General features: G+C 40.6%; 12 protein-coding genes. 2 read left to right on the top strand and 10 right to left on the bottom strand.

What is annotated here, in order from left to right; genetic code table 11:
* Nucleotides 1-86 precede the first annotated feature (86 nt).
* The 6 genes from F0Q01_RS12465 to priA all read right to left on the bottom strand — a co-directional run bounded on the left by F0Q01_RS12465 (nt 87) and on the right by priA (nt 8678).
* The gene (locus F0Q01_RS12465) at nt 87-1781 is read right to left on the bottom strand and encodes a phospho-sugar mutase (RefSeq protein ID WP_090489095.1); all 1695 of its coding nucleotides are present in this window, start codon (nt 1779-1781) and stop codon (nt 87-89) included.
* A 96-nt stretch (nt 1782-1877) separates the two neighbouring features.
* Nucleotides 1878-4253, bottom strand: a complete 2376-nt coding sequence (locus F0Q01_RS12460; protein WP_163927263.1) for a clostripain-related cysteine peptidase — start codon at nt 4251-4253, stop codon at nt 1878-1880.
* A 123-nt stretch (nt 4254-4376) separates the two neighbouring features.
* Nucleotides 4377-5483: a cation diffusion facilitator family transporter gene (locus F0Q01_RS12455; RefSeq protein WP_090152360.1), complete on the bottom strand. Its 1107-nt coding sequence runs from the start codon at nt 5481-5483 to the stop codon at nt 4377-4379.
* Nucleotides 5484-5487: 4 nt separating this feature from the next.
* The gene (locus F0Q01_RS12450) at nt 5488-5823 is read right to left on the bottom strand and encodes a helix-turn-helix domain-containing protein (protein WP_090489093.1); all 336 of its coding nucleotides are present in this window, start codon (nt 5821-5823) and stop codon (nt 5488-5490) included.
* A 113-nt stretch (nt 5824-5936) separates the two neighbouring features.
* Nucleotides 5937-6425, bottom strand: a complete 489-nt coding sequence (def, locus tag F0Q01_RS12445) for a peptide deformylase (protein WP_090489092.1) — start codon at nt 6423-6425, stop codon at nt 5937-5939.
* A gap of 24 nt (nt 6426-6449) precedes the next feature.
* Nucleotides 6450-8678, bottom strand: a complete 2229-nt coding sequence (gene priA, locus F0Q01_RS12440; RefSeq protein WP_090489091.1) for a replication restart helicase PriA — start codon at nt 8676-8678, stop codon at nt 6450-6452.
* 92 nt (nt 8679-8770) lie between these two features.
* Here priA and pyrB point away from each other — a divergent pair, with 92 nt between their 5' ends.
* Nucleotides 8771-9688: an aspartate carbamoyltransferase gene (gene pyrB / locus F0Q01_RS12435; RefSeq protein WP_090152369.1), complete on the top strand. Its 918-nt coding sequence runs from the start codon at nt 8771-8773 to the stop codon at nt 9686-9688.
* 56 nt (nt 9689-9744) lie between these two features.
* Nucleotides 9745-10182: an aspartate carbamoyltransferase regulatory subunit gene (locus F0Q01_RS12430; protein WP_090489090.1), complete on the top strand. Its 438-nt coding sequence runs from the start codon at nt 9745-9747 to the stop codon at nt 10180-10182.
* Between the two features lie 33 nt (nt 10183-10215).
* On the opposite strand, the gene F0Q01_RS12425 is transcribed toward F0Q01_RS12430, so the two are convergent.
* The 4 genes from F0Q01_RS12425 to pknB form a co-directional block, all read right to left on the bottom strand.
* Nucleotides 10216-10869: a thiamine diphosphokinase gene (locus F0Q01_RS12425; protein ID WP_090489089.1), complete on the bottom strand. Its 654-nt coding sequence runs from the start codon at nt 10867-10869 to the stop codon at nt 10216-10218.
* Nucleotides 10870-10902: 33 nt separating this feature from the next.
* Nucleotides 10903-11556: a ribulose-phosphate 3-epimerase gene (gene rpe / locus F0Q01_RS12420; protein WP_090489088.1), complete on the bottom strand. Its 654-nt coding sequence runs from the start codon at nt 11554-11556 to the stop codon at nt 10903-10905.
* A gap of 95 nt (nt 11557-11651) precedes the next feature.
* Complete coding sequence (gene rsgA, locus F0Q01_RS12415; protein ID WP_090489087.1) at nt 11652-12539, bottom strand: ribosome small subunit-dependent GTPase A; 888 nt, start codon at nt 12537-12539, stop codon at nt 11652-11654.
* Entirely contained in the window at nt 12539-14422 is a 1884-nt protein-coding gene (pknB, locus tag F0Q01_RS12410; protein ID WP_090489086.1) for a Stk1 family PASTA domain-containing Ser/Thr kinase, read from the bottom strand. Before pknB ends, rsgA begins: the two co-directional genes overlap by 1 nt.
* Between the last annotated feature and the right edge of the window lie 13 nt (nt 14423-14435).

Here is a 14435-nt window from a genome sequence, read left to right as displayed (position 1 = left end):
TTCATTATATATAAAAAAGCCTTTCTTGTGTAGACAAAAATGAGAGCCCCAACATATAGTGTTGGGGCATTGTTATTTAAATAACATTATTCAACTGAATTAATAAGAGCAAATATCTCTTCTTTAATAGAAGCGTTTACTTTTAATGCATTCTCTCTTGAGTCCTGATTTGAATAGAAGTAGAACTTAATCTTTGGCTCTGTACCTGATGGTCTAATTGCAAACCATGAACCATTCTCAAGGAAAATACGAATTGCATTCTGAGGTGGAATATCCTCGTATCCATTAATATAATCGATCACCTTTTCAACCTTTGAGCCAGCAACCTCTGTAGGAATATTATCCCTAAACCACTTCATCATACGCTGAATTCTCTGAGCTCCTGGAATTCCTTCTAATATGATATTTGGCTCATCCTCTGCAAAGAATCCATATTTAGCATATATCTCCTGAAGTACATCCCAGAGAGTCTTGCCTTGCTTTCTATAGTAAGCAGCTGCCTCTGCAACCATCATACCGGCTGAGATACCATCCTTATCTCTGATATCTTCACAAATAGCATATCCCACTGACTCTTCATAGCCGAAGAGATATGTATATCCATTATCGTGGAGATATGGAATCTTACCACATATATTTTTAAATCCTGTAAGTGTCTCAAACATTTCCACACCATAGGCCTTGGCCATGATTGTAGAAAGTGTAGAGGTAACGATGGATTTGACCATAGCTCCCTTTGCAGGAAGTGTACCGGCGTCCTTGTGACCCTCAAGTACATAGTTAACAAGTAAGTATCCTGTCTGGTTGCCATTGAGAGGTACATAGTTACCCTGGCTATCGCGAATCTCAATAGCAAATCTATCTGCATCTGGGTCTGTGGCCATAAGAAGCTCTGCGCCGAACTTGCGACCATACTCCTCTGAAAGCTTAAATGCCTTAGGGTCCTCAGGATTAGGATAACCAACTGTAGTGAAATCAGGGTCTGGGTTCTCCTGCTCTGGTACTATAGTCCAGTTAGAGAAACCTCTGTCATTTAACATCTGTCTAAATGGAATAGAGCCACATCCATTAAGTGGTGTGTAAACGAGAGGAATTGTAAGGTCAAGCTCATCTCCCTCATGGATAGCAAGTGATTCTATCTTATCAAGATACTCTCTATCAAACTCCTCACCAAGAACGATAATCTTGCCAGATTTTACTCCCTCTTCAAAATCAGATTTTTTAACACCTGACCAAATATCAACTGCCTTGATGCGCTCATACATTCCATCAGCTATCTCTGAAGACACCTGACATCCGTCGTCCCAATATGCCTTGTAGCCATTGTACTCCTTAGGGTTGTGACTTGCTGTAATATTGATACCTGATACAGTTCCAAGTCTTCTGATCATAAACGCAAGCTCTGGAGTAGGTCTAAGATCAGGGAAAACATATACCTTTATTCCATTTGCAGCAAAAATACCTGCTGCAAGCTGTGAGAATTCCTTGGAGAAATGTCTAGGGTCGTGAGCGATAACTACGCCCTTTTCCATAGCCTCTGTACCCTTTGATACGATAAAATCAGCAACACCCTGTGTAGCCTTGCCTACTGTAAAGAAATTCATACGATTAGTACCAGCACCTACCTTACCGCGAAGGCCAGCAGTACCAAATGACAAATCCTGATAGAAACGATCTTCCTTATCCTTTTCGTCATCTTTTATTGAAAGCAATTCCGCCTTGAGAGGGTCCGAATCTAAAAGATGCTCAAGCCACTCATTATATCTAGAATTGTAATCCATATTTTTCCTCCTATATAAATAGAAAAATTCAGGGCTCAATAAGTTGAAGCCCTGAATTAATATTATCATATATTGATTGTTTAAACTAGATTTAGTCTATACTGCATTTGAAGAACCAAGTACTGTTGCATCTGTCTCGTACTCGTTGCCATATACATCATAGACAGTGTAGTAACCAATAGTAGAGTACTGGTTGAAATCAATTTCTGTGAATGTCAGACTAAGTGTACTAGCCTGGAATGGATCCCCTGCTTCTGTATAAGTCAGATCTCCTGAGGAAGTTAATTCATAGTATACCAAATCGATTTCATCATCCGCACGTAGGTCATACATATATGAGCCTTCGGTATCTGTGTCATAGTCATATGTTGTATATCCCTGAATTGTACCCTCTGGATGCGCTTCATCGTAGTATACGTAAAGTAATGCACCCTCACCATTTACTGTAATAGGAATGTATCCCAATTGTGACCATTCATCAGTATCTGGATTATTATAGAATTCTACACAAAAATATCCTGCAATATTACCATTTACAAATGTCCATGCCTCTGGATTTACAAGAGCAAGTCTTCCCGCTGAATCAGTCTGATATGTATAATCCTGTCCAAGAAGAAGATATGAATCACCTTCCTCTACCGCAATTGTAAGGGCAACATGGTCTATTACTTCCCAATCGGAATCATCAAGCTCTACCGCCTCATAAGAACCCATATCAACTAAAGCTAAGCTACTGCTACTTACATTACCGCCTGAATTAACACTATCTGCGTATGCTGTTGTATACCAATCTCCACCGTAATTGCTAACATAACTCTGGCCTAGAAGAGAGAGCTCAGCGGAAACCATTTTGTCGTAGAAGCCAGTAATCTCCTCATCGTAATTTAATTCAACAAATGCCTGGCGTCCCGAATTGTATGCTTCACAATATTCAAATGGGCAATAAACCATAAGGCCATGGCCATAAGCAAAATCGCTTTCTGTATATGTTACTGCATTTACAGCAGAATTGATAAGTGTTGCTGCACTTGTTGTATCATAAGCTGTAGCTAGAGCAATTAAATCTACTGAGTCAATATGCTCATAGGAACCGCAGTTACCTCGAGCCTTTACATAAGCTGCAAATCCACCTCTTTCTACATCGCTGGCAACATCTCTTACGTAATCTACATAAGCAGAATATACATCATCGATGTAATCAAGACGAATAACTGACATAGAACCAATCAATCCATCAGCATTAATATCTTCCATGTAATCCTGAACAATCTTTTCGGAAAATGTCTGTGCATCACCGTCAAGCATCTCCAACCAGTTTGTATAATATATACCCTTATTATTTACGTAACTCTCAGCACCTACCATGTATTGAGCGTGCTCTTTGAGAGATAATCCCATCTCAAGTGTGCATACGTTACATGCATCAAAAATAATAGCATCAAAATCTACGCCCGCAGTATCAAGCTCATTTCTGATTTCATAGTCATAGAGTAACTTGTTTGGATTCTTGTTAAGCTCATCCATACCAAAACCAACAGGAATTCCGCCGCCGTGATCCCAAAGAACTAAAGAATAATTCTCAGCTGGGTAATTATCCTTACAGTATGTAATAAACTGTGAAAGATCTCCTTTTTCATTCATTGTAGTCTTGCCAAGACTCTTTTCCTTGTTTAACTTGCCATTTCGAACTGAGAAAATGGTAACTTCACCATCAGGAATATCCTTATTCTCCCATTTCTTGGCACCGCCGCACTGAAGTACCACGTTGCAGTTATCCGGAATATTTGCCTTAAGTATCTCCTTGATATCTCGAGAAGCCGCTCCACCATATTGGCCTGACTCAAGGTCACTTCCTATGATATAAATCATAAGAGTTCTAACCGCATCATCTGCAGCTGTTGACTCAACCTTTTCTTCAGTTTCTTCTTCATCCCTATATCTCTTATGTGAAGAACCACCACCAGATAACAATCCACCTAAAATGGCAACAATGAGAAGAAATGCTCCAATTACAATAGCAATTGTCTTGCCATTTCCTCCCTTTTTATTAGTCTGTGGAGTAACCGGAACAGATTGAACAGGTCTAGGCTGCACCTGAACTGTAGGTTGTGGTGTGACAGTAGACTGTGGTGCTACTGTAGGTTGTGGTGTCACCTTAGGCTGTACCTTTACCTCTGGCTGTGGTGCTGCTGTAGGCTGTGGTGTCACCTTAGGCTGTACCTTTACCTCTGGCTGTGGTGCTGCTGTAGGTTGTGGTGTCACTGTAGGCTGTGGTGTCACTGTAGGCTGTGGTGTCACTGTAGGCTGTGGTGTCACTGTAGGCTGTGGTGTCACTGTAGGCTGTGGTGTCACTTTTGGCTGCACTCTAACTTCTGGCTGTGGCTGCTGAACTGGGCGACTAACTGGTGTACCGCAGTTCTTGCAAAAGCTTACGCCATCATTAAGTTGCGCTCCGCATTTCTTACAAAACATCATTTTTCTCCAATCAATATTCTTATTATTGTCATTATATAGTAGTAGTGTAATACTTATACTTTTTTCTGTCAACACATCTACATAAAAAAACCAGCAGTTTTTCAACTACTGGTTAATTAGCTAATCACTGAGATCAACATCCATGTTCACACTAAATGTATATTCAGGATATTTTTCTTTTAATGCCTCTACTATTTTGCGATAAGTAGCATCCCTGTCTGGGGAATCAAATGTAATTACAACATCAAAACTCAATAGTTTTTGATTAGGATCATAGTAGAATCCATGAATCTGCTTTACATAATCGAAAGTCTTAACATATTTCGATATTTCTCTTTGAATCAAATCAGCCTCAGAATCCTTTTTATTTTTGCTATAGATTCCAATGCCCTCCAATGTGACTCCCGTCTCTTTGAATACCACGTATGCTATCTGGCGCTGCAACTGGTCCAATCTAGTCATGGTCATATCCTCATCTACCTCGATGTGGATAGAGCCCACATATCTATCTGGACCATAATTGTGAAGGCTCAAATCGTATGCACCTGAAACCTCATCAAAGGAAACTACTATTCTCTTAACTTGATGAGAAAGCTCTATTTCAACACGCTCACCAAGAATATGGGAAATGGTTTCAGAAATCATATCGTATCCAGCCTTGATGATAACAATGGAAATGATAGCACCAAGGTAAGCCTCAAGGCTCACACCAAACTGAATAAATATAATAGCTGCCACCAAAGTGGAAGTAGAGATAACAGCATCTAGCTTGGCATCCTCACCTGAAGCTACTAAAGACTCAGACTTAACTGACTCTCCCACCTTTTTTACGTAGGTTCCAAGGATGATTTTTACAAAAACTGCTACTGCCACAATAAGAAGTGTCACAGTAGTATATTTTGGCAACTGTGGGTTCATTATTTTTTTAATAGACTCCACAAGGGAAGTAATACCAGCATAGCAAATGATAATAGCAATAACTGCCGTGCTGATATACTCAACTCTTCCGTGTCCAAGTGGATGCTTTCTATCTGGCGCCTTGTTGGCAAGCTTGGTACCAACAATGGTAATAACTGAAGAAAGGGCATCACTTAAATTGTTGACCGCATCTAAAACGATGGCGATTGAGCCAGATAACAGCCCTATAAATGCCTTAAAAGCTGCCAACAAACAGTTGGCAGCTATTCCTATAATACTTGTTTGAATGATTTTTTTATTTCTGTCCATTAGCTTATTTCAATCCTTTAACAAAGGTATTTAACTTCTCTTTTGACTTCTTGCTAAGCTTTTCCATCTTTTTCAGAACAGCGTATTCGCTAGTCCCCTGGCTAGCAATAAGGAAATCAACTTCCCCTGCTCCCTTAGAAGGAATGGTATCCTGAAGTAGCTCGAATGGCGATACATCAAGTGCATCACAAATAGTCATAATCTTGTCAGCAGTAGGATTGGTCTTCTTGCGCTTCCAATCGCTGACTGTACTCTGGGCAATGCCTGTTGCATTAGAAAACTGCAACTGATTCATCCCCTTGTCTTCCATGATTTTAAAAATTCTCTCACTAATTATCATACTACACCCCCCATACTTAATCTGTATATACGATAATTATTATAATCCTTTATGCATCATCAGACAAGAAATAGTCAATTAATTTTCTCTTATTTGGCTAAATGTCAAAATATTTATTCTTCTTCTGTCTCTTCAAAGAACTCATCTACATTGTAAAGCTCGCCCTCAACCTTTTCTGTGTAGATGTGTCCATCAAGGTGATCTATCTCATGAAGAAGGGCTCTTGCCATAAGCTCCTCACCCTCAACGATGATTTCTTCCATGTTTTCATTTAAGGCCTTAACCTTAGCGTAGTTAGGACGTGTAACAATACCTGTCTTACCAGGAACTGAAAGACATCCCTCGCTTCCTGTCTGCTCACCTGATGTCTCAAGTACCTCTGGATTAATGAGGGTAACAGGGCCCTCACCTATATCGATTACACAGATACGACGAAGCACGCCAACCTGAGGAGCTGCAAGTCCAACTCCATCTGCATCGTACATTGTGTCATACATATCTTCAATTAAAGTCTTAAGTCTAGGTGTTAAAATCTTAACCGGCTTGCAAACCTTAAGAAGAACATCGTCCTTACCATATTCCCTAATTTCTAATAATGCCATTTTATTTCCTTTCTAATGCCACCACTATAATGTATTAATCGGATCAAAATCGAACCATGTGGTGGTGTTTCTATATTGTTTTTGCTCTAATAAAAATGAGTCAATGCTATCTTTAATCTTAACTAGTCTATCATAATCCTGGTCTTTTACATAGATAACTCTTCTAAAAACATCTTTGAGTTTGCCTATGTAGGCATCCTGTGGTCCCATAATTATAACCTGAGGGTCCACTTTTCTAATGAGATTGGCCAAAATATCTGCCTGAGAGGCTGCATCCCTCTCGCTCTCACTGCTAACCTGAATTCCCAAAATGTGAGAACATGGCGGATAACCAAGGAGTCCTCTATATGCTATCTCCTGCTCATAGAAGCCATTATAGTCCTGAGCCGCAGAGGTAACCACCGCGTAATTTTCCGGCTGATAAGTCTGGATGATAGCAATTCCAGGCTCACTTCCACGGCCTGCTCTACCCACTGCCTGAGTGAGGAGCTGGAATGTACGCTCTCCGCTGTGGTAATCAGATTCATTGAGGGAAATGTCGGCAGCCACAATACCTACCAAGGTAACATTGGCAAAATCATGTCCCTTTACAATCATCTGTGTGCCTATAAGCACATCAGCCTCATGAGCTGCAAAAGCAGATAATATCTCCTCGTGTCCATCCTTGCCTTTTGTGGTATCAGCATCCATTCTAAGTACTCTAGCACTAGGAAATGCTTCTTTAACCATCTCCTCTAAGCGCTGGGTCCCTGCCTTGAAACTGCCGATGTACTTGCTTCCACAGCTAGGGCAAGTTTTGGTAGCTCTAGTAGTGAATCCGCAGTAATGGCACTTCATGGTGCCATCCTTGTGAAGGTGAAGAGCCACATCGCAGTGTGGACACTTCAGTACCTTACCACAGGCTCTGCAGGAAACAAAGCCCATAAGTCCTCTTCTATTTAAGAAAAGCATAATCTGCTGCTTTTTGTTAAGTCTGTCTGCCATGAGCTCTAGCAGACGATGGCTAAGCATTGAGCGATTGCCTCTTTTTAACTCTTCTCGCAGGTCAACAATCTCAACAGCAGCCATATCCTGGCCCTTGGCACGGTTGTTTAATGTGATAAGCTCATATTCACCTGACTGAGCCCTGCTATATGCCTCAAGGCTAGGTGTAGCAGACCCCAGAATAACTGTAGCCCCCGAAAGATGAGCTCTATATACAGCTGTCTCTCTAGCGTGATATCTCGGAATCACCTCAGACTTGTAGCTAGGCTCATGCTCCTCGTCAATGATTATAAGTCCTAAATTTGCAAAAGGTGTGAAAAGTGCCGAACGAGGTCCCACCATTATACTGATATCACCTGACTTTGCCCTCTCAAACTGGTCAAAGCGCTCTCCTGGAGACATGCGGCTATTAAGAATGCTGACCCTATCCCCGAAGCGACTGTAAAATCTCATAACAGTCTGGTAGGTAAGAGCAATCTCTGGAATCAACACGATAACCTGCTGTCCCATATTAATAACATGCTCCATCACATCCATATAGACCTCAGTCTTGCCTGAGCCTGTGACACCATGGATAAGATATGTCTTGCGGCGACCTGTATCAATATCTGCCTTTATCCGCTCTGCTGCAGCCTCCTGCTCATCATTTAACACAATGTGCTTTGATTCGGATTTGTGCATGTGAGGGTTTCTAAAAGTACGTACTGACTCAACTCTTATGATTCCCTTTTTCTCCAAATCTCGGATGTTGCCAGATGGTACCTGCAACTTTTTAGTAGCCAGCTCCCAATCAAGCACATCCACATCTAAAAGTTCCTTCAGCAGACGCTCCTTGCCTACTGCATGATTTTTCTTAGTAAGAAGCTCCGTCAACTCGATTTTAGCCTGCTCCAAAGAAATATTAAGGCTAATCTCTTTTTTTAATTTTTCGTTTTCCTTTTTCTTGATAGGAATAACAGTTTTAAGAGCCTGGTTCATAGTGGAACCGTAATTGCGTTTTAAAAATGCAGCCAAAGAAATAAGCTGTGACTCAATCGCAATGCTGTCTCTCATAACACGTGCTATAGGTTTTAGTTTTGTAACATCAAACTCTGGCTTGTCGTGTAGCCCAACCACATATCCTGTAATTGCACGATTCCCCTGTCCAAAAGGGATAACCACCTGCACGCCTTCTGCGACTTGATTCTCCAGCTCATCAGGCACTATATATTCAAATGTTTTATCCAATCTCTCATGAGATATATCAATGATAATATCTGCGTATTTCATGAAAAATATTTTAGCATAAAGTCTTTTAATTTGAAATCAAACTCGCTATAATAAAGTGATTTATAATTAGCTTTCTATGAAGGGAGAATCCTATGCGTCATCTAATGAGCCCTCTGGATTTCACCAGAGAGGAACTAGAGCAGCTTATGGACTTGGCAGATGATATTAAGAATCATCCGGACAAATACTCCGAAAAATGCCACGGCAAAAAGCTTGCCACTTGTTTCTACGAGCCTAGCACTCGTACCCGTTTATCTTTCGAGGCTGCCATGCTTAATCTTGGTGGTTCTGTCCTTGGTTTTTCTTCAGCTGATTCATCTTCAGCAGCCAAAGGCGAAAGTGTTTCCGATACTATTCGTGTTATTTCTTCTTACGCAGATATCTGCGCTATGCGTCATCCAAAAGAAGGCGCTCCTTTAGTCGCTTCTTCGCGATCTCTTATTCCAGTAATTAATGCAGGTGATGGTGGTCACCAACATCCAACTCAAACACTCACTGATTTATTTACAATTCGTTCATTGCGTGGTGAAATCAAAGACCTTACTATTGGACTTTGTGGTGATTTGAAATTTGGTCGTACAGTTCACTCTCTTATCAATGCACTTGTACGCTACCCTGGAATAAAATTTGTCCTTATTTCTCCTGAGGAGCTTCGAGTTCCTGAGTACATTCGAGAGGATGTTCTTGAGAAAAATGGATATGAGTACAAAGAAGTTGATACTCTTGATGATGTCATGGGTGAGCTTGATATCCTCTACATGACACGAGTTCAAAGAGAGCGTTTCTTCAACGAAGAGGATTACATCCGTTTGAAGGACTTCTTCATTCTCACACCAGAGAAAATGAACTTAGCTAAAAAAGACATGATGGTTCTTCATCCACTTCCTCGTGTAAATGAAATTGCAGTTGATGTTGACGATGACCCACGTGCAATGTACTTTACACAGGCTAAATACGGTGTCTTTATCAGAATGGCTCTCATATTGACACTGCTTGAAATTCCATGCTAATTCTTTAGTATCGTCTGGCATTTATGCTAGAAAATAGTTCGAAAGGAGAACAACCTATGCTAAACATAAGCGGAATCCATCAGGGATTTGTTCTTGACCATATTAAGGCTGGCGAATCCATGACAATATATAACAACTTACATCTTGCAAATCTTGGTAGCGATTGCACAGTTGCCATGATTATGAATGCTAAGTCCAACAAAATGGGAAGAAAGGACATCATCAAAATCGAATGTCCAATTGAGCGAGTTGATTTAGATATTCTCGGTTTTATCGACCACAATATCACTTGCAATATCATTAAAGATGACGCAATCGTAGAGAAGAGACAGCTTTCCCTTCCAAAAGAGATAAAAAATGTAATCTCTTGCAAAAACCCACGTTGCATCAGCACTGTGGAGCAAGAGCTTGATCAGATTTTCATTCTCACAGACCCTGAGAATGAAGTATATCGTTGCAAGTATTGCGAAGAGAAATACACAGGAACTAAATAAATAAAAAAGGCAGCATCCTCTGATGCTGCTTTTTTAATCTCTTGTTTCCATTACAATCAGGTAACCATCTTCTAGCCAAATCTGGCCTTCATCAGCAGTCACCTCATTACTAACAGTAAGTGTATTGAAGCCCTCAAGTGTGGCATCCTTCAAAGGATACTTAAAACCTGTCATATTAACTCCATGACATGGGCCCATATATGGAAATACTGAAACAAAATGACCTGGAGCTTTATCAACTAAATATAAATCTCCTGGCTTAATCATCTGAACAAAATTATGAGAATCCATTAGGATAACAGGTCGATTATTCTTAGCTCCCATACCAAGAAGTGCGAGATTGCCGATGGTATGATCAAGGCGGCCACCTGTTCCACCTAAAATAAAAATCGAATCCTCTTCATCTGTCTGCTGAAATGCAAAAAGAAGTGCTGCTTCAATATCTGTATCATCCTTTACAGGATTAAGTCTTTTTACTGGAATACCAGCAGCCTCAACTCGCTCCAAGGCTCCATCCGAAGCCGAATCAAAATCACCTATTACGATATTAGGAACAATCCCTAGCCTTTCACAGGCTTCATATCCCTTATCACAAGCGATGATATACTTTTCTCTTTTAAATTCTGATATCCAATTTTTAGTAAATTCAATATCAATAGCACCGCCGCCTATGATAATGTGTTTCATTTATCCTTCTCCACAAGATATCTAAAGATTTATTTATTCCATTTTTGCTAAAAGAGCTTCTGTATTAGACTTAATATCACCATTAAACACAGCCGAACCAGCAACGATAATATTGGCTCCTGCCTCTAATACATCCTCGATAGTATCCATGTTGATTCCGCCATCTACCTCGATGTCAGTCTTAAGCTTCTTCTGACGAGCAAGTACTGAAAGCTCTCTAACTTTATCTAAAGTGTATGGAATCAAACTCTGACCACCAAAGCCTGGATTAACAGTCATCACAAGAACCATATCTACCTTTTCAAGAACATGTGTAATCTCTGAAATAGGAGTAGCTGGATTAATAGCAACTCCAGCCATCACTCCACAGCTTTTAATTAAATCAATTGTAGCATCTAGATGCTTGCATGCTTCTGCATGAACTGTGATAATATCTGCCCCAGCCTCGGCAAATTCCTTAACATAGTTCTCTGGATTAACAATCATAAGATGCACATCAAAAAGTCTGTCAGTGTATTTACGAATAGTTCTAAGTACTGGAAGTCCAAAGCTGATGCTTGGGACAAATACTCCATCCATTACATCAAAGTGAACATATTGAGCTCCAGCCTCATCAATAATCTCTAACTGTTCCTTAAGTATTCCAAAATCTGCCGATAAAATTGATGGCGCTAAACATTTTTCCATATGATTCTCTCCTAATAATTTGGAATTATCCCTACTATTCTCCTAATAATTATAACATCTTACAGGACTAGACTTAAGCAAATCTCTGTAAGTAATTATCTATATTTTGAATTCTGCTGCTGTACCATTTCAGAATATATCTGCAAATAGTTCTCATATCGACTAGCAGCTATCTCACCTTTCTCAACAGCCTCTTTTACCCCGCAGCCTGGCTCCTTGTAGTGAACACAACCGCCAAATCGGCAGTGCTGCTCCGGCTCAATAAACTCTGGAAACAATGAATAAAGCTCTACCGGATCACACTTAGGTACAAATAATGATGAAAAGCCTGGTGTGTCCATGATGTAGGTGTCATCTCCAAGATATAAAAGTTCTGAATGTCTAGTGGTGTGCTTGCCTCTACCAATTTTGGCAGAGACCTCACCAGTCTCCATAGAATGTCCCTCAGTGAGAAGATTAACTATAGAGCTCTTCCCAACGCCTGATGGTCCAGCAACGGTAGATGTCTTTCCTTTGAGAACCTCTTTAATTTTATCGATTCCCTCTTCATTTTTCGCAGAGGTGAAAATCACCTTGTAGCCAGCTCGCTCATAGGTATCACGAATCTGCTTCTGAAAATCATCATCAACCAAATCATCCTTATTAAAGCAAATCACTACAGGTACATCCTGCTCTTCCATCATACATAAAAATCTATCAAGAAGATTGAGATTTGGCTCAGGATTCTTAGTCGCAAAAATGAGCAATGCTTGATCCACATTAGCCACCGCAGGTCTAATAAGCTCAGACTTGCGTGGACCAATGCTAATAACATTGCCCGTCTTCTCCTCCTCAGAGATGATGTCTATCTCAACATCATCTCCTACTAGAGGCTTAATCTTATCTTTTCTAAATGCGCCCTTGGCTTTGCATTCGTATACACCAGAATCCACTACATAAACATAGTAGAAACCAGCGATACCTTTAATAATTTTACCCTGCATTAATTTGGTGTTCCCTGTACAGTTTGTGTTGATGTTTCCTTCTTGTCATCAAGAGTGATTGTATTACCATCTTCTGTAGTAAAGGTAGGTGTATAAGTCAGAGTAATTGTAAGCTCTGAACGTGTTACGTCAGAAATATTGATTGCACCATTCTTTGGAATAGTACCTGATTTATTAAGCTCAACTATCGAGTATGTACACTCTCCATCGTATGGATTAGCAATACTATAGCTGTATGTAGTCTCCTTCTTACCCTTGCTGATTACAAGTGTAATCTTTGAATGAGCCTCAACATTCTCACCTGCCTCAATAGACTGGCTGATAACGTGGCCCTCAGCCACATCATCTGAGTACTCCTGAGAAGTGCTTGTAACCACAATACCGATAGTTGTAAGCTGCTCTGTAGCCTCAGCCTGTGTCAATCCAACTACACTAGGAACTGTAACTTCCTCTCCATCGGTAGTCTCCTCTGGCTGTGTCTGCGCTGGCTGAGATGAACCACCTGACTCTCCTGACTCACCAGAATCTCCTGATGACTCCTGTCCAGCAACTGTAAGTCTAAGTGTATCCTTAAGTGAGAACTCTTCGCCCTCTTTTGTAGACTGTTCAAGGACTGTGCCGTCTTCCTCTGAGCTAGAGTCGTAGATGACCTTGATATTGTCCTCGTCAAGACCAAGCTCTGCAAGCTTACCAACAGCCTCCTCATACTGAGTTCCCTCGACATTAATCATTTTTACCTTTTTAGCTCCGAAATTAAATAAGCCAAAAACGTTGCCGAGAATTGCAACTAATATAGCTACAATGGCGATACCTGCAATGATACCAGAGATGGTAAGAATCTTGTCCATCTTAGACTCATCCTCTTCCTCATCATCGTAGTACTCATCATCGTCGTAGTACTCGTCATCGTCGTAGTACTCGTCATCATCATCGTACTCATCATTGAATGTAAGGGCCTCAGCTGCCTTCTTAGCGATAGTCTCCTCAGGCTCTAGATTAACCTTTGACATAACCTGAGTCTTACCAAGCTCTGAGGATTCCATGATAGTAACGAAATTCTCATCAGGGCTAACAAGTGCCTTCTTTAAATCCATAAGAAGATCAGAGATAGTATTGTAACGTCTATCTGGGCTCTTCATTGTTGCCTTCATAATGATTCTCTCAAGAGAAATAGGTAGGTCTGGAGCGTAAGCTGAAGGTGCAACCATCTCCTCCTGAAGATGCTGAATAGCGATTGCTACAGTGTTGTCTCCGTCAAATGGAACACGGCCTGTAACCATCTCATACATAACGATACCAAGAGAATATATATCACTCTTGCCATCTACAAAACCATTTCTAGCCTGCTCTGGTGATGAATAATGAACAGAACCCATCACATCAGCATGGATAGTATTAGAGCTTGCAGCTCTAGCAATACCAAAGTCTGTAACCTTAACCTTACCTTCTGTAGAAATAATGATATTCTGTGGCTTGATATCACGGTGAATAATGCCCTTCTGATGAGCTGCCTCGATACCACGGCCAACCTGAATCGCAATAGAGATAGCCTCCTTGAAATTAAGCTGTCCCTTCTTCTCGATATATGTCTTTAAAGTAATACCCTCGACGTATTCCATAACAATGAAATACATACCGTTTTCAGAACCTACATCGTAAATGTTGACGATGTTTGGATGCTCTAAACCTGCAGCTGACTGAGCCTCAGTTCTAAACTTTGCTACGAAAGTAGCATCCTCCGAAAACTCCTGCTTTAATATCTTAATAGCTACTTCTCTTCCGAGAATGTGATCCTTGGCACGATAGACATCAGACATACCGCCTGATCCAACTCTATCTATTACCTCATATCTGTCTGCTATAAAAACGCCTTGTGTAATCATGTATTCTCCTTTT

It is taken from the genome of Pseudobutyrivibrio xylanivorans, assembly GCF_010906925.1.
Taxonomy (GTDB): domain Bacteria; phylum Bacillota; class Clostridia; order Lachnospirales; family Lachnospiraceae; genus Pseudobutyrivibrio.
The sequence above is the reverse complement of the archived record's forward strand: the minus strand, read 5'-3'. Positions and strand labels throughout refer to the sequence as shown.

Coding starts and splice junctions, on each gene's coding strand:
- F0Q01_RS12465 (WP_090489095.1), bottom strand. CDS start 1,781: ATGGATTACAATTCTAGATATAATGAGTGGCTTGAGCATCTTTTAGAT.
- F0Q01_RS12460 (WP_163927263.1), bottom strand. CDS start 4,253: ATGTTTTGTAAGAAATGCGGAGCGCAACTTAATGATGGCGTAAGCTTT.
- F0Q01_RS12455 (WP_090152360.1), bottom strand. CDS start 5,483: ATGGACAGAAATAAAAAAATCATTCAAACAAGTATTATAGGAATAGCT.
- F0Q01_RS12450 (WP_090489093.1), bottom strand. CDS start 5,823: ATGATAATTAGTGAGAGAATTTTTAAAATCATGGAAGACAAGGGGATG.
- def (WP_090489092.1), bottom strand. CDS start 6,425: ATGGCATTATTAGAAATTAGGGAATATGGTAAGGACGATGTTCTTCTT.
- priA (WP_090489091.1), bottom strand. CDS start 8,678: ATGAAATACGCAGATATTATCATTGATATATCTCATGAGAGATTGGAT.
- pyrB (WP_090152369.1), top strand. CDS start 8,771: ATGCGTCATCTAATGAGCCCTCTGGATTTCACCAGAGAGGAACTAGAG.
- F0Q01_RS12430 (WP_090489090.1), top strand. CDS start 9,745: ATGCTAAACATAAGCGGAATCCATCAGGGATTTGTTCTTGACCATATT.
- F0Q01_RS12425 (WP_090489089.1), bottom strand. CDS start 10,869: ATGAAACACATTATCATAGGCGGCGGTGCTATTGATATTGAATTTACT.
- rpe (WP_090489088.1), bottom strand. CDS start 11,556: ATGGAAAAATGTTTAGCGCCATCAATTTTATCGGCAGATTTTGGAATA.
- rsgA (WP_090489087.1), bottom strand. CDS start 12,539: ATGCAGGGTAAAATTATTAAAGGTATCGCTGGTTTCTACTATGTTTAT.
- pknB (WP_090489086.1), bottom strand. CDS start 14,422: ATGATTACACAAGGCGTTTTTATAGCAGACAGATATGAGGTAATAGAT.